This window comes from Photobacterium sp. ABD4_091 (assembly GCF_056160145.1).
The window spans coordinates 2,061,377-2,076,718 of the sequence record NZ_JBSWWQ010000001.1; the positions used below are offsets into that span (position 1 = coordinate 2,061,377).

Below are 15,342 nucleotides of genomic sequence, written 5' to 3' on the forward strand. Positions count from 1 at the left end.
ACCTTCACATATAGCCTAGGAGCAGAAAGTTGATCCTCAAGAGCAAATCAAAAACGCTAGATCTTTCCCGTCCCCATACCATGGGGATTTTGAATGTCACTCCAGACTCATTTTCTGATGGTGGCCGCTTCAACCAGCTGGATGCCGCCTTGCGCCATGCCGAGGAGATGCTGGCAGCAGGGACATCGTTTTTGGATATCGGTGGCGAGTCCACCCGCCCTGGTGCCGATGAAGTGCCACTCGAGCAGGAGCTTGACCGGGTAGTACCGGTAATCGAAGCCTTGCGCCAGCGGTTTGATTGCTGGATCTCAATTGATACCAGCAAAGCCCAGGTGATGACCGAGGCCGTTAACGCTGGTGCTGATCTCATCAATGATGTCCGTGCCTTGCAGGAGCCGGGTGCGTTGCAGGCGGCCGCCGGTGCAGGTGTGCCGATTTGTGTAATGCATATGCAAGGGCAACCGCGTACAATGCAGCATCAACCGTCGTATCAAGATGTCATTGCCGATGTCGGTGACTTTTTGGCGGAACGAATTACTGCCTGTGAGCAAGTTGGGATCCCGCGTGAGCAGTTATTGCTCGATCCCGGCTATGGGTTTGGCAAGACCCTTGAGCATAACTACCAGTTGCTTGCTCACCTTGACGAATTCCATCGCTTCGGCCTACCACTGTTGGTGGGGATGTCGCGAAAATCGATGGTATTCAAATTATTAGACAAACAACCGGCCGATTGCCTGGCCGGTAGCCTTGCCTGTGCCGCTATCGCAGCGATGAAAGGTGCCCAGATCATCCGGGTCCATGATGCGAAAGAGACGGTAGATGTTCTTAAAGTGTGCGAGATGACGCTGTCCCAATACCAGGGTAAGTAACAGTCCCAGGCTAGGTTGAAGATATAAATATTGCTAGGAGCAGAAAATGGCTGAGCGTAAGTACTTTGGTACCGACGGTATCCGAGGTTTGGTAGGTAAAGGTCCAATTACCCCGGATTTTGTGTTGAAACTAGGTTGGGCTGCTGGGCGCGTGCTGTCCCAGCAGGGCACCAAGAAAGTCATTATCGGTAAAGATACCCGTATTTCTGGCTACATGCTGGAATCTGCACTGGAAGCCGGGTTGGCTGCTGCCGGTCTGCAAGCCGCGTTTACTGGCCCGATGCCAACACCAGCCGTTGCGTACCTAACCCGTACTTTCCGTGCCGAAGCCGGTATTGTGATTTCGGCATCGCATAACCCGTATTACGACAATGGCATTAAGTTCTTCTCGTCGGAAGGTACCAAGCTGCCGGATGAGGTTGAGCTGGCGATTGAAGCCGAGCTGGATAAGCCTTTGACATGTGTTGAGTCGGCTATGCTGGGTAAGGCCTACCGTATCAATGATGCAGCCGGTCGTTACATTGAGTTCTGTAAGGGGACTTTCCCGAGCAAGTATGACTTGGCGGGTTATAAAATCGTTGTCGACTGTGCCCACGGTGCGACCTACCACATTGCGCCTAGCGTTTTCAAAGAGCTGGGTGCCGAAGTGATCACTATCGGCTGCGAGCCGAACGGCACCAACATCAATGACAAAGTCGGTGCCACCGATGTTGCTGCCCTGCAGGCTAAAGTCCTGGAAGTAAAAGCAGACTTCGGTATTGCGCTGGACGGCGATGGTGACCGTGTAATCATGGTCGATGAGGAAGGCAACAAGGTCGATGGCGATCAGATTGCCTACATTATTGCCCGCGATGCGCTTCGCCGCGGCGAGCTCAAAGGCGGTGTTGTCGGTACGCTGATGACTAACCTGGGGATGGAGAATGCGCTGAAGAACCTAGGCATTCCGTTTGTACGTGCCAAGGTCGGCGATCGTTACGTAATGGAAGACCTGAAAAAGCACGGTTGGCTGATCGGTGCCGAGAACTCTGGCCACGTGATCCTGCTTGACAAGGTTACCACCGGTGACGGCATTGTTGCTGGCCTGCAGGTGATGGCCTCGATTGTGGGCAGCAAAATGTCACTGAAAGAGTTGGCTGACGGCATGACCATGTACCCGCAGGTACTGGAAAACGTCCGCTTTGCCGGCGAGTCTAACCCATTGGAATCCGAAGCAGTTGTCTCTGCAACGGCTGCCGTTGAAGCTAAACTTGGTGATAAGGGACGTGTCCTGTTGCGTAAATCCGGTACTGAGCCTCTTATCCGCGTGATGGTAGAAGGTGAGGATGCTGCACTGGTCAAGGAGTCAGCCTTGCTGATTGCCGAGGCAGTGAAGGAAAACTGCTGATTTTGTCCTGAATTCGACTAACCTGTGTCGGTTTTGCCTAATTCTTCGACAAGTAATTCAAGAAACAGAGTTTTCGAGGAAATTTTACTTGTCAGTGAAGATGGCTTTCGCTAGTATTCATTCCGCTCCTAATGGAAGGGGTGCGCTGGCACTGCTAAAGCAAAGCCGGCACAACAATTTAACCATAGGTGGAACCCATGTACGAAATTCTACTTGTGATTTATCTGTTGGCTGCGCTTGGTGTTATTGGCCTAGTTTTGGTTCAACAAGGTAAAGGCGCAGATATGGGAGCCTCATTTGGGGCTGGCGCATCAGGAACCCTGTTTGGCGCGAGCGGCTCTGGAAACTTCCTGACCCGAATGACCGCAATTTTCGCGACCATCTTTTTCGTTATCAGCTTGGTGCTTGGCAATATGAGTGCTAAAAAAGCTGGCGAAACCAGTGGTTGGGAAAGCCTAAGTGCTCCAGCGACTGAGCAAGTTGTTGAGCCAACTCAGAATGCACCAGTTAACAGTGACATTCCTGAGTAAATAAGAATTTAGCCGAGATGGTGAAATTGGTAGACACGCTAGCATGAGGTGCTAGTGCCGCAAGGTGTAGGGGTTCAAGTCCCCTTCTCGGCACCATTATTAGTCACTTGAAAGAGTGATGTCTGGGCGATATAATCGCCGTCAGATTACGGACGCGGGGTGGAGCAGCTTGGTAGCTCGTCGGGCTCATAACCCGAAGGTCGTCGGTTCAAATCCGGCCCCCGCAACCACTTTCCGAAAAAGCAGCTATTCTTAGTAAGGTTGTTTTTTCTATCACAGCGATATGCTGTGGTATCAGGGTCCAGTGATATTAAACCCCGTAATTCGGGGTTTTTTATTATCTGAAACATGACCATTCAGGTATCTACTGGGCTTTATAGCCCTTTTTTTGTTTCCGGGGGGTTGTCTTGACAGCTTTAGAGATGCAATTGACCGAACTGCTTGAGGCGCCGGTAACGGCGACAGGCTATGAACTTGTCGGTCTGGAATTTATCCGTGCAGGCGAGCACTCAACACTGCGTGTATTTATCGATCACGAAAACGGTATTACCGTTGAAGATTGTGCCGAAGTTAGCCGTCAGGTTAGCGCGGTGATGGACGTTGAAGATCCAATCACTGTTGCCTATAACCTGGAGGTCTCTTCCCCTGGTCTAGAAAGGCCGCTATTTAAAGCCGCACATTACCAACAGTTTATTGGCCACGAGGTCAGCCTGGTGTTGAAAATGGCGATGGGCAACCGTCGCAAGTGGAAAGGTGACATCGTTGCCGTTGAAGGCGAGCTTGTCACATTAAATGTTGATGGCAATGAAGAAACATTTGCACTGAGCAATATTTCCAAGGCCAACCTGGTTCCAAAATTCTAACCGCTAAAATTGGGGCATTAGAAATGAACAAAGAAATCTTGGCTGTCGTTGAAGCGGTATCCAACGAAAAAGCTGTACCTCGTGAGCGCATCTTTGAAGCTCTAGAGATCGCATTGGCAACAGCGACGAAGAAAAAATACGAAGCGGAAATCGATGTTCGAGTAGCTATCGACCGTAAAACCGGTGAATTCGAAACATTCCGTCGTTGGAAGGCAGTAGAAGAAGTGACTCAGCCTACGCTTGAAATCACTTTGGAAGCGGCCAAGTTTGATGATGAAACTATCGAAATTGATGGTTTCGTTGAAGACGAAATCGAATCAGTAACTTTCGATCGTATCACTACGCAGACAGCGAAGCAGGTTATCGTTCAGAAAGTTCGTGAAGCCGAGCGCGCGCAGATCGTTGAGCAGTTTATTGACAACGAAGGTGAGCTAATCACTGGTGTGGTAAAGAAAGTTAACCGCGATGCTGTTATCATTGACCTTGGTAACAATGCAGAAGCTGTTATCCAGCGTGACGACCAGTTGCCACGTGAAAACTTCCGTCCGGGTGACCGTGTTCGTGGCCTGCTGTACAAAGTAGCACCTGAAGCACGTGGTTTCCAATTGTTCATGACTCGCTCTAAGCCTGAAATGCTGTCAGAGCTATTCCGCATCGAAGTGCCGGAAATCGGTGAAGAGATGATTGAACTGATGGGTGCGGCTCGTGATCCAGGTTCTCGTGCCAAGATTGCCGTTAAGACCAACGACAAGCGCATCGACCCTGTGGGTGCGTGTGTAGGTATGCGTGGTGCACGTGTACAGGCCGTATCAGGCGAGCTAGGCGGTGAGCGTATCGATATCGTACTGTGGGACGAAAACCCAGCTCAGTACGTGATCAACGCAATGGCACCGGCAGAAGTTAGCTCTATCATCGTAGATGAAGACAACCACACTATGGATATTGCTGTTGAGAAGGACAACCTTGCTCAGGCAATCGGCCGTAGTGGTCAGAACGTACGTCTGGCTTCTCAGCTAACTGGCTGGGAACTGAACGTAATGACTGTTGAAGATCTTCAGAAGAAACACCAAGAAGAAGCACAAGAGTCTATCGAAGTGTTCACTAAGCACCTAGATATCGACGAAGACTTCGCCACTGTATTGGTTGAAGAAGGCTTCACAACGCTTGAAGAAATCGCCTACGTACCGGTAGCCGAGCTAATGGGCGTTGAAGGCTTGGATGAAGACACTGTTGAAGAGCTGCGTAACCGCGCGAAAGAAGCGCTAACCACGCTTGCCCTTGCTCAGGAAGAATCTTTTGAAGGTGTTGAGCCAGCAGAAGACCTACTGGGTCTGGAAGGCTTGGAGCGTGAGCTTGCGTTCAAACTGGCCGCGAAAGGCGTAGCAACGCTAGAAGATCTTGCCGACCAAGGTACTGACGATCTAACTGATATCGAAGGTATCGACGAAGCAAGAGCGGGTGAGCTAATCATGGCTGCTCGTAACATTTGCTGGTTCAGTGACGAAGCATAATATTTAATCGCAAGGGAGGAGCAGCATGTCAGAGGTTACAGTTAAAGCACTTGCCGAGGAAATCGGCACGCAGATTGACCGTTTGCTTCAACAGTTTGCCGATGCTGGTATCAGCAAGAAAGCTGAAGATAGCGTAAGCCAACAGGAAAAACAGAGTCTATTGGCCCACCTGAAGAAAGAGCATGGTGGCGATAGTACATCTGGCGAGGCTCCTACACGCCTTACTTTGCAACGTAAGACCCGAAGCACGCTGAGTGTTTCGGGCTCAGGTGGCAAAAATAAAAGTGTTCAGGTAGAAGTGCGCAAAAAGCGCACCTACGTAAAGCGTTCTGCGCTTGAAGAAGAACAGCGTGCCGCGGAAGAAGCGAAGCGCCAGGCTGATGACGCAGCCCAGCGCGAAGCGGAACAAGCCGCTCAGCGAGCAGCCGAAGAAGCTGCCAAGCGTGAAGCAGAAGAGCTGGCAAAACGTGAGGCGGAAGAAGCTGCTAAGCGTGCTGCTGAAGAAAAGCGTTTAGCTGAAGAACAAGCTAAGCAAAATGCAGAACAGAATGCGGAGCGCAATGCTGAGGAAAAGCAGAAGCGCGAAGCAGAGGAAAAGCGTTTGGCCGAAGAAAAAGCTAAACGCGCCGCCGCTGATGAACAGGCTAAGAAAGAAGCTGAGGCGCTACAACGTCGCCGGGAAGAGGAAGCCAAGCGTAAAGCCGAAGAAGAGAGTCAGCGTCAGCTAGAAGAGGCACGCAAAATGGCAGAAATGAATGAAAAGAACTGGTCTAAACCAGACCAGGAAAAAGGTAATATGGATAAAGCAGACTACCATACTACAACGTCTAGCTACGCACGCGCAGCTGAAGACGAGCAGGATCGCAAAGAAGAGGGTGGTGGTAACCGCCGTCGCAAGAAGAAAAAAGCGGGCGCCAAACAAGACGATCGCAATGCCCGTGGTGGCCGTAACCAGCGTGGCCGCGGTAAGCCTCAGATGAACAAGCCGACGTCAATGCAGCATGGCTTTGACAAGACAGCGACTGTTGCTAAGCAAGATGTCGTTATCGGCGAGACGATTGTTGTCTCTGAGCTTGCTAACAAGATGTCTGTTAAGGGCGTTGAAGTTATCAAGGTAATGATGAAGATGGGTGCGATGGCAACCATCAACCAGGTTATCGACCAGGAAACTGCAGCACTTGTTGCAGAAGAAATGGGTCACAAGGTTGTTCTTCGTAAAGAGAACGAACTTGAAGAAGCGGTACTGTCTGACCGTGACGAAAACCTAGCCGTTGTTCCACGTGCGCCAGTTGTTACCATCATGGGTCACGTTGACCACGGTAAAACTTCTACCCTTGACTACATCCGTAAAGCACACGTTGCTTCTGGTGAAGCGGGTGGTATTACCCAGCACATTGGTGCATACCACGTTGAAACTGAAAACGGTATGATCACTTTCCTTGATACTCCGGGACACGCCGCGTTTACCGCAATGCGTGCACGTGGTGCTCAAGCGACAGATATCGTTGTTCTTGTTGTTGCAGCGGACGATGGCGTGATGCCACAGACTGTTGAGGCAATCCAGCACGCGAAAGCGGCAGGTGTTCCTCTGATCGTCGCTGTGAACAAGATCGATAAAGAAGATGCAAACCCAGACAACGTTAAGAATGAGCTAGCTCAGTACGATGTTATCCCTGAAGAGTGGGGCGGTGAGAACATGTTTGTTCACATCTCTGCGAAACAAGGTACTAACATCGACGGCCTGCTAGAAGCTATCTTGCTTCAGTCTGAAGTTCTTGAGCTGACTGCTGTTGAAGAAGGCATGGCGAGCGGTGTTGTTGTTGAATCGCGCTTAGATAAAGGCCGCGGTCCGGTTGCAACTGTACTTGTACAAGCCGGTACCCTGCGCAAAGGCGACATCGTTCTTTGTGGCCTTGAGCACGGCCGTGTTCGTGCAATGCGTGACGAGCTGGGTCAAGAAATCGAGTCAGCCGGTCCTTCTATCCCAGTTGAGATCCTTGGTCTTTCTGGTGTGCCTTCTTCAGGTGACGAAGCGACTGTTGTACGTGATGAGCGTAAAGCCCGTGAAGTTGCACTTTACCGTCAGGGTAAATTCCGCGATGTTAAACTGGCTCGCCAGCAGAAAGCGAAACTGGAGAACATGTTCTCGAACATGACTGCCGGTGAAGTTGCTGAGCTAAACGTTGTACTGAAAGCTGACGTACAGGGTTCTGTAGAAGCGATTGCTGATTCACTACGTAAGCTGTCAACTGACGAAGTTAAAGTTAACATCGTGGGTTCTGGTGTTGGTGGTATCACTGAAACTGATGCGGTACTTGCTGCAGCATCTAACGCTATCATTCTTGGCTTCAACGTTCGTGCTGATGCGTCTGCTCGCCGTACTGTTGAGACTGAGAACCTTGACCTGCGCTACTACTCAATCATCTACCAGCTGATTGATGAAGTGAAAGCAGCAATGGGCGGTATGCTATCTCCTGAATTCAAGCAGGAAATCATTGGCCTTGCTGAAGTACGTGACGTGTTCAAGTCGCCTAAGATCGGTGCTATCGCCGGTTGTATGGTTACTGAAGGCACCATCAAGCGTAACAACCCAATCCGCGTACTGCGTGATAACGTTGTTATCTACGAAGGTGAGCTTGAGTCACTACGCCGCTTCAAAGACGACGTTCAAGAAGTTAAGAACGGCTACGAGTGTGGTATCGGCGTTAAGAACTACAACGATGTTCGTGTCGGCGACCAGATCGAAGTTTACGAAATCATCGAAGTTCAGCGTACCCTTGACTAATATTCAAGGTCTAACCTGCTCTAAGATAAATAAATAATCCATGGGGAGCTTCGGCTCCCCATTGTTTCAAGAGAGCTTTCTCTAAGAGAGGCAATGAATGTCTAAAGAATTTAGCCGCACCCAGCGTGTTGCGCAGCAGCTTCAGAAGGAGCTGGCCGTGATCCTGCAGCGTGAGATCAAAGACTCGCGTATTGGCATGACCACTATTTCAAGTGTCGACGTTTCCCGCGATATGGGTTACGCGAAAGTATACGTGACGTTCCTGACTGTGGGTGAGCAGACGCCGGAAGGCAGCCTGGAAGCACTGCGCGAGATGGCACCTTACATCCGTTCACTGTTGGGCAAGCAGATCCGCCTGCGTGTTACCCCTGAGCTAAACTTCATCTTTGACAAGTCACTAACCGAAGGTATGCGTATCTCGACCCTAGTGTCTAAAGCAGTACGTGAAGATGAAGAGCGCCGTGGCGATGAGCCACAGGCAGAAGACGAGGAGTAATCCATGGCACGTCGTCGTAAGGGCCGTCCTATTGATGGTGTGATCCTGGTAGATAAGCCAACCGGGATCAGCTCGAATGATACGCTGCAGAAAGTAAAACGTATCTTCTTTGCCCAGAAAGCCGGCCATACCGGTGCCTTGGATCCTTTAGCGACGGGCATGCTGCCGATTTGCTTTGGTGAAGCGACCAAGTTCTCCCAGTTCCTGCTGGATTCGGACAAGCGCTACCGGGTAATTGCCAAGCTGGGTGAGCGTACCGACACCTCGGACTCTGACGGTGAAGTGGTACAGACCCGTGACGTTAAAGTCGACCGTGGTCAGCTCGAGCGCTGTATTGCCAAGTTCCGTGGTACGACCGACCAGATCCCGTCGATGTACTCGGCACTGAAGTATCAGGGCCGCAAGCTGTACGAATATGCCCGCGAGGGGATTGAAGTACCGCGCGAGTCACGCAAAATCACCGTTTTCTCGGTAGAGTTGCTGCGCTTTAGCAACAACGAAGTGGAAATGGAACTGCATGTGTCGAAAGGCACCTATATCCGTACCATCGTTGATGATCTGGGCGAGATGCTAGGCTGCGGTGCCCACGTGACCTACCTGCGCCGTACCGGTGTATCCAACTACCCGGTTGAGTGCATGGTGACGATTGAGCAGCTTGAAGCCTTGCTGGAGCAAGCAAAGGGCCAGGACATTGCACCGTCTGAACTATTAGACCCACTGCTATTGCCTATGGATACCGCCGTACAGGATCTGCCTGAGGTGAATATCATCCCGCAGATCGCTATCTATGTACGCAATGGCAACCCGGTCAATGCCGGTCGTGTTCCAGCCGAAGGCACCCAGGTGCGCATTACCGTCGGCGAAGAGCGCGAGTTCATCGGTGTCGGTGTCATCGACCGTGAAGGCATGCTAGCGCCAAAGCGGGTGGTAGTTAACGAGCAAGCATAATTCTCTTGTAGTTATTTTGCGCTCCACGTATAATCCGCGGCTCGGGTGTCGGCTGAATCAGAGATTGGCTGGCACAAATTAGAAACATCTTTGTATTAGGAATGAGTTATGTCTCTGAATGCAGAAACTAAAGCAGCAATCGTTGCTGAATACGCGCAGTGCGAAAACGACACTGGTTCTCCTGAAGTTCAGGTTGCTTTGCTAACAGCACAGATCAACCACCTTCAAGGTCACTTTGCTAACCACAAACACGACCACCACAGCCGTCGCGGTCTACTACGCATGGTTTCTCGTCGTCGTAAGCTTCTAGACTACCTAAAAGGTAAGAACCTAGATCGCTACCAAGACCTAATCAAGCGTCTAGGCCTACGTCGCTAAGATTGCTTTGAGAAAGGAGCCTTATGGCTCCTTTCTTTTTTCCGGTAATTTATCTCCATTCCACGAGTCGTTTTCGTCGACCTTGAGGTCGCGGCTAATGACAGTTCTTCCAGTGTTGAGAATTTTCATTAGTCGCGATACGTGAAATTGCAGTAAATTGCCTTACATCACATGACGCTTTTCCTTGTGTCAGATATACTTAACGGCGCAAATAGAGAGCGGAATAAATTAAGGAAATTCACGTGAATCCTATCGTAAAGACTTTCCAGTACGGTAACCACACGGTTACTATCGAAACTGGTGTTATGGCGCGTCAGGCGACTGCTGCTGTTATGGTTAGCATGGACGATACATCTGTATTCGTTTCTGTTGTTGGTAAGAAAGAGGCTGTAGAAGGCCAAGATTTCTTCCCGCTAACGGTGAACTACCAAGAGCGTACTTACGCTGCAGGTAAAATCCCTGGTGGTTTCTTCAAGCGTGAAGGTCGTCCATCTGAAGGCGAAACACTGACAGCCCGTCTGATTGACCGTCCTATCCGTCCGCTATTCCCAGATTCATTCAAGAACGAAGTTCAGGTTATCGCGACTGTGGTTTCTGTAAACCCAGACGTTCAACCAGACATCGTAACTATGATCGGTACTTCTGCAGCGCTTGCTATCTCCGGTATCCCGTTCAACGGCCCAATCGGTGCAGCACGTGTTGGTTACATCAACGACCAGCTTGTACTGAACCCAAGCAACACTGAGCTAGCAGAAAGCAAGCTAGACCTAGTCGTTGCTGGTACTGACAACGCAGTACTAATGGTTGAGTCAGAAGCAGACCGCCTATCTGAAGAGCAGATGCTACAAGCTGTTGTTTACGGTCACGACCAGCAGCAAGTTGTTATCAACGCGATCAACGAGTTCGCTGCCGAAGTTGCTACTCCTGCATGGGAGTGGGAAGCACCTGCAGTTAACACTGAGCTAAAAGCACGTGTTGCTGAACTTGCTGAAGCTCGTCTGACTGACGCTTACCAGATCACTGAAAAAATGGCGCGCTACGAGCAAGTAGGCGTTATCAAGAATGAAGCGGTTGAAGCGCTTCTAGCTCAAGACGAGACACTAGACGAGCGCGAAATCCGCGGCATGCTAGGTTCTCTAGAGAAGAACGTTGTACGTAGCCGCATCATCGCTGGTAACCCACGTATCGACGGCCGTGAGAAAGACATGGTTCGTGCGCTTGACGTACGTACTGGCGTACTTCCACGTACCCACGGTTCTTCTCTGTTCACCCGTGGTGAAACTCAGGCTCTAGTAACTGCGACTCTAGGTACGCAGCGCGATGCACAGATCATCGACGAGCTAACTGGTGAGCGTAAAGATCACTTCCTTCTACACTACAACTTCCCTCCATACTGTGTAGGTGAGACAGGCTTTGTAGGTTCACCTAAGCGTCGTGAAATCGGCCACGGTAAACTGGCTAAGCGTGGTATTGCTGCAGTAATGCCTTCTGTTGATGAGTTCCCATACACAGTACGTGTTGTATCGGAAATCACAGAATCTAACGGTTCTTCTTCAATGGCTTCTGTATGTGGTACGTCTCTTGCGCTTATGGACGCAGGTGTGCCAATCAAGGCATCTGTTGCGGGTATCGCAATGGGTCTTGTGAAAGAAGGCGATGACTTTGTTGTTCTTTCTGACATCCTGGGTGATGAAGACCACCTTGGCGACATGGACTTCAAAGTAGCGGGTACTGAAGACGGCATCACTGCACTGCAGATGGATATCAAGATCGAAGGTATCACTAAAGAAATCATGCAGATTGCACTGAACCAAGCAAAAGGTGCGCGTACGCATATCCTTAGCGTAATGGATGAAGCAATCAACGCACCTCGTGAAGAGATTTCTGAGTTCGCTCCTCGTATTCACACGTTGAAGATCAACCCTGAGAAGATCAAAGACGTGATCGGTAAGGGCGGTGCTGTTATCCGTGCACTAACGGAAGAAACTGGCACGACTATCGAAATCGAAGACGACGGTACTGTGAAGATCGCTGCGACCGAAGGTACGGCTGCGAAAGAAGCTATCCGCCGTATCGAAGAGATCACTGCTGACGTTGAAGTTGGCCGTATCTACACCGGTAAAGTAATGCGTATCGTTGACTTCGGTGCGTTCGTATCAGTTATTGGTGCGAAAGAAGGTCTTGTTCATATTTCTCAGATCTCTCAAGAGCGTATCGAGAAAGTGGCTGATCACCTAGAAATGGGTCAGGAAGTTAAGGTTAAGGTACTGGAAATCGACCGCCAGGGCCGTATCCGTCTGAGCATGAAAGAAGCACAGGCTGAACTGAACCCAGCACCAGCTGGCGAAGAGAAGCCAGAAGCATAAGGCTTTTTGCTAAAAGCATGATATAAAGGGGCTATTCAGCCCCTTTTTTTATTATATTGAGAGCTCACCGGAAAATCCCTCGCAATAATCGCTTAGGAGAACGCGGTTGCGTCTCTTATGGGCTACGATGGTATATGCTAGAGATAGACGTGTCTCACTCAGGGAGAACTGCATTGATTGCAAATAGGATAAAATTCGCGTGCCTGGCGCTGGTCTTGATATTGTCAGGCTGTTCAACACCCAAATCCCAATGGACCCAGCCGCCGATGGCTGTGCCGTTCCAGCCGACTATCCAACAACAAATCCAGCTGGCGAGGATCGATCAACTGCTACAGCGTGACGATCTGGATAACGAAACTTTAGCTCAGGTGTATTACGAGCGCGGCCTGCTGCACGATAGTCTTGGGTTGCGTGACCTGGCTCGCTTGGACTTCAACCAGTCGCTTTCTCTCAAACCGAACCAACCTGATGTCTTCAATATTCTTGGGGTTTACTTCACCCAGGGTGCCCATTTTGATGCGGCCTATGAAGCGTTTGACTCCACCCTTGAGCTGAATGTCCGTCACCCATTTGCCCAGCGTAACCGTGGTATCGCCCTTTACTATGGCGGTCGCTACGAGTTGGCACTGGAAGATCTCAATGCCCACTACCAGCAGAATATTAATGACCCATACCGGGTGATTTGGCTGTACCTGACCGAGCTGGAACAAGACCCAGTAGCCGCGGCAGAGAAACTACGCAGCCGCTACAATGTAGCCACCGATAACAACGACTGGGGCTGGCAGATTGTCCGACTGTATCTTGATGATGTCAGTGAATCAGAGTTCCTGCGCCAGATAGCGACAGAAAGTGAAGATAACGATGTACTGGCAGAGCGTCTGACCGAGGCCTATTTCTACCTTGGCAAGCGCTACCATTACAACAAGGAATTCTCTTCGGCACTGATGCTCTACAAGCTGACGTTGTCCGGCAATGTGTACGAGTTTGTCGAGCACCGCTTTGCCCTGCTCGAGCTAAACCGCCTAATGGCTGAAGTCAGTATCAACCAACCGATCACCCCTCCGGTCGAGCCGGCAGAAGAAGTGTAAGCTCGCTGCATATTCGGACTCGCTTCATAACATTCGGAATAGATAAACAAAAGCCGCGGTTATCCGCGGCTTTTCTCTTTTAGGACTGTTATCGCATCTCAGGCATAGCAGTTGGGTTACTCGATGTTGAGGCCCGCGAGGTTGTGCCAGTAGCCGTTGCAGTGGTGGCCGCCTTCCAGCGGGTGCTGGTGCTCGCCGTGCTGGTTGTCTCGGAAAGAATCGACTAGCGAAAGGGTATCGATGCCTAGTGGGCTGAGGCGTACCACGTCAACCAAGCCAGCCATCCCCGGCTGGTCGTTGATCAGGTTGTAGCAGTAGCCGGACTGGGTCTGGATACCGTTGAGGGTAAACACTTTCTGCTCTTCCTGGCTGCTGACGGTGATCCCGGTTGGATACTTGATACAGCAGGTTTCGCAGTCATCCTTGGCTCGGTCTTCGGCTCGGGCGGTGAAGCAGCGGGCCGAGTAGGCCAGCGGCAGGTAGCCGTAGCTGAAAACCTCAGTTTCGAACTTGCCGCGGATCCCCATCTGATCACATTCGCTGGCGACGTTCTGCAGCCATTGGCGTGACAGCTCAACGGGCATACACCAGCGGATCATACCCTTTTTCAAAAACAGGTTAAGGGTTTGGGCGTTATAGCAGTTCACGGCCGGGCCGACCACAAAAGGCACCTTGTTTTCGTGCGCCAGCTGGATGGCCGACACATCGTTGGCTTCAATCGCAAAGTCGCCGTTATCAATGTACTTTTTCATCACATTGACTTCGCTCGGCGCTTCAAGCAGTGCCATGGTCGACAGCACCACCTGCTTGCCGCTGGCCGACAGGTCTTTGGCAATATCGAACCAATGGCCTGGCTTCATCTCGCGTCGTTTGGAGCAGACGGTTTCACCGAGGTAGATAATATCGGTTTTGGCATCTTTGGCTTGCTGGTAGAACGCCTCGACATCCATTTTCGGCCAGAAGTACAGCAGGGGGCCAAGTGAGTATTTCATTGCTGGCTCCTTATTGCCATTTGCGGTGGTAGGCACCGAGGGTGGTCTGTTTGCCTTCTGATACGTTGCCAAGGCAAGCATTCCAGGCCGGCTCTACGCTGTAGTTTTCCGGTGAGGCCAGGTAGCGGTCAATGGCTGCACGCCAGGTACGCGTTACTTGCTCGACATAGGCTGGGCTACGCTGGCGGCCCTCGATTTTGACCGAAGAAATATTGGCCTTGAACAGCTCAGGCAGGATTTCCAGCGTATTGAGGCTGGTTGGCTCTTCCAGGGCATGGTAGCGGCGGTCTTCCCCGTCTAGGTTAACGTCGAAGCGGCCTTTGCATAGCGTAGGGTAGCCGGCATTCTCGCCGTGGGCATAGCGGTCGATCAGCACTTCGTTAAGGCGCGATTCCAGGCCGGATGGTGTTTCCTGCCAGCGGACATATTTAGCCGGCGAGCAGGCGCCGACGGTGTTCGGTGACTCACCTGTCATATAAGAAGACAGGTAGCAGCGGCCTTCCGACATAATGCACAGGCTACCGAAGGCGAACACTTCCAGCTCGACATCGGTATTGCGGGCAAGCTGCTTGACCTGGTGGATAGACAATACCCGAGGCAGTACCACCCGCTTGACATTGAAGTTCTGGCGGTAGAAGTCAATGGCAGCGGTATTGGTCGCCGATGCCTGCACCGAGAGGTGAAGCTCGAGATCCGGGTACTTGGTAGCCGCATATTCTAGCACCGCGATGTCAGCGACAATCAGGGCATCGACCCCCATGGCGGCGGCATTGTCGACCGCATTGCGCCAGCGGTCGAAGCCATCTGGGTGGGCGAAGGTATTGAGGGCGACATGCAGCTTGCGGTCGTGGTCTCGCACGTACTGCACCGCTTTTTCGAGTTTACGTCCTGTAAAGTTTAAACCTGCAAAGTGGCGCGCATTGGTATCGTCTTTGAACCCGATATACACCGCGTCGGCGCCGTTATCAATGGCAGTTTTAAGCGCGGGTAAATTGCCCGCGGGGCAGAGTAGCTCCATATTATTTTTATCTACCAGTGTAAAAATGAAGTAATAGAAGCAAATAGTAGGGGGCGGACTGGCCCTGTGTTTTGATGTCAGGCAGGTTTTGTTGATTTAGGACAACTTATTTTC

General features: G+C 51.1%; 13 protein-coding genes and 2 tRNA genes. 13 read left to right on the top strand and 2 right to left on the bottom strand.

Annotated features, from left to right (window positions below; all coding sequences use genetic code 11):
* Positions 1-29 precede the first annotated feature (29 nt).
* The 13 genes from folP to nlpI all read left to right on the top strand — a co-directional run bounded on the left by folP (position 30) and on the right by nlpI (position 13,218).
* The gene (gene folP, locus ACXAGQ_RS09520; protein ID WP_475253533.1) at positions 30-869 is read left to right on the top strand and encodes a dihydropteroate synthase; all 840 of its coding nucleotides are present in this window, start codon (positions 30-32) and stop codon (positions 867-869) included.
* Positions 870-915: 46 nt separating this feature from the next.
* Positions 916-2,253, top strand: coding sequence for a phosphoglucosamine mutase (gene glmM, locus ACXAGQ_RS09525; RefSeq protein WP_475253535.1), 1,338 nt, complete (start codon positions 916-918; stop codon positions 2,251-2,253).
* A 197-nt stretch (positions 2,254-2,450) separates the two neighbouring features.
* On the top strand, positions 2,451-2,783 hold the full coding sequence (secG, locus tag ACXAGQ_RS09530; RefSeq protein ID WP_475253537.1) for a preprotein translocase subunit SecG: 333 nt from the start codon (positions 2,451-2,453) through the stop codon (positions 2,781-2,783).
* An 11-nt stretch (positions 2,784-2,794) separates the two neighbouring features.
* Positions 2,795-2,879, top strand: a tRNA-Leu gene (locus tag ACXAGQ_RS09535).
* A gap of 57 nt (positions 2,880-2,936) precedes the next feature.
* Positions 2,937-3,013 (top strand) — tRNA-Met (locus tag ACXAGQ_RS09540).
* Positions 3,014-3,190: 177 nt separating this feature from the next.
* Positions 3,191-3,646 carry a ribosome maturation factor RimP gene (gene rimP / locus ACXAGQ_RS09545; protein WP_317524999.1) on the top strand — a complete coding sequence of 152 codons (456 nt, stop codon included), beginning with the start codon at positions 3,191-3,193 and terminating at the stop codon, positions 3,644-3,646.
* 23 nt (positions 3,647-3,669) lie between these two features.
* Positions 3,670-5,157, top strand: coding sequence for a transcription termination factor NusA (gene nusA / locus ACXAGQ_RS09550; RefSeq protein ID WP_475253539.1), 1,488 nt, complete (start codon positions 3,670-3,672; stop codon positions 5,155-5,157).
* A 25-nt stretch (positions 5,158-5,182) separates the two neighbouring features.
* Positions 5,183-7,942, top strand: a complete 2,760-nt coding sequence (gene infB / locus ACXAGQ_RS09555) for a translation initiation factor IF-2 (protein WP_475253541.1) — start codon at positions 5,183-5,185, stop codon at positions 7,940-7,942.
* Between the two features lie 97 nt (positions 7,943-8,039).
* Entirely contained in the window at positions 8,040-8,438 is a 399-nt protein-coding gene (gene rbfA, locus ACXAGQ_RS09560) for a 30S ribosome-binding factor RbfA (RefSeq protein ID WP_039469658.1), read from the top strand.
* A gap of 3 nt (positions 8,439-8,441) precedes the next feature.
* Positions 8,442-9,386 (top strand): tRNA pseudouridine(55) synthase TruB, encoded by a 945-nt coding sequence (truB, locus tag ACXAGQ_RS09565; RefSeq protein ID WP_475253543.1) that lies wholly within the window; start codon positions 8,442-8,444, stop codon positions 9,384-9,386.
* Positions 9,387-9,494: 108 nt separating this feature from the next.
* On the top strand, positions 9,495-9,764 hold the full coding sequence (rpsO, locus tag ACXAGQ_RS09570) for a 30S ribosomal protein S15 (protein WP_005369538.1): 270 nt from the start codon (positions 9,495-9,497) through the stop codon (positions 9,762-9,764).
* Positions 9,765-10,006: 242 nt separating this feature from the next.
* A complete protein-coding gene (gene pnp / locus ACXAGQ_RS09575; protein ID WP_475253545.1) occupies positions 10,007-12,130 on the top strand; it encodes a polyribonucleotide nucleotidyltransferase in 2,124 nt (707 codons plus the stop codon).
* Positions 12,131-12,303: 173 nt separating this feature from the next.
* The gene (gene nlpI / locus ACXAGQ_RS09580) at positions 12,304-13,218 is read left to right on the top strand and encodes a lipoprotein NlpI (protein WP_475253547.1); all 915 of its coding nucleotides are present in this window, start codon (positions 12,304-12,306) and stop codon (positions 13,216-13,218) included.
* A gap of 116 nt (positions 13,219-13,334) precedes the next feature.
* Here the strand turns inward: nlpI and ACXAGQ_RS09585 are convergent, their stop codons facing one another.
* Both ACXAGQ_RS09585 and ubiU read right to left on the bottom strand, forming a co-directional pair.
* A complete protein-coding gene (locus ACXAGQ_RS09585) occupies positions 13,335-14,210 on the bottom strand; it encodes a U32 family peptidase (RefSeq protein ID WP_475253549.1) in 876 nt (291 codons plus the stop codon).
* Positions 14,211-14,220: 10 nt separating this feature from the next.
* Complete coding sequence (gene ubiU, locus ACXAGQ_RS09590) at positions 14,221-15,228, bottom strand: ubiquinone anaerobic biosynthesis protein UbiU (protein ID WP_475253551.1); 1,008 nt, start codon at positions 15,226-15,228, stop codon at positions 14,221-14,223.
* Positions 15,229-15,342: the final 114 nt, after the last annotated feature.

Coding starts and splice junctions, on each gene's coding strand:
- glmM (WP_475253535.1), top strand. CDS start 916: ATGGCTGAGCGTAAGTACTTTGGTACCGACGGTATCCGAGGTTTGGTA.
- secG (WP_475253537.1), top strand. CDS start 2,451: ATGTACGAAATTCTACTTGTGATTTATCTGTTGGCTGCGCTTGGTGTT.
- nusA (WP_475253539.1), top strand. CDS start 3,670: ATGAACAAAGAAATCTTGGCTGTCGTTGAAGCGGTATCCAACGAAAAA.
- infB (WP_475253541.1), top strand. CDS start 5,183: ATGTCAGAGGTTACAGTTAAAGCACTTGCCGAGGAAATCGGCACGCAG.
- rbfA (WP_039469658.1), top strand. CDS start 8,040: ATGTCTAAAGAATTTAGCCGCACCCAGCGTGTTGCGCAGCAGCTTCAG.
- truB (WP_475253543.1), top strand. CDS start 8,442: ATGGCACGTCGTCGTAAGGGCCGTCCTATTGATGGTGTGATCCTGGTA.
- rpsO (WP_005369538.1), top strand. CDS start 9,495: ATGTCTCTGAATGCAGAAACTAAAGCAGCAATCGTTGCTGAATACGCG.
- ACXAGQ_RS09585 (WP_475253549.1), bottom strand. CDS start 14,210: ATGAAATACTCACTTGGCCCCCTGCTGTACTTCTGGCCGAAAATGGAT.
- ubiU (WP_475253551.1), bottom strand. CDS start 15,228: ATGGAGCTACTCTGCCCCGCGGGCAATTTACCCGCGCTTAAAACTGCC.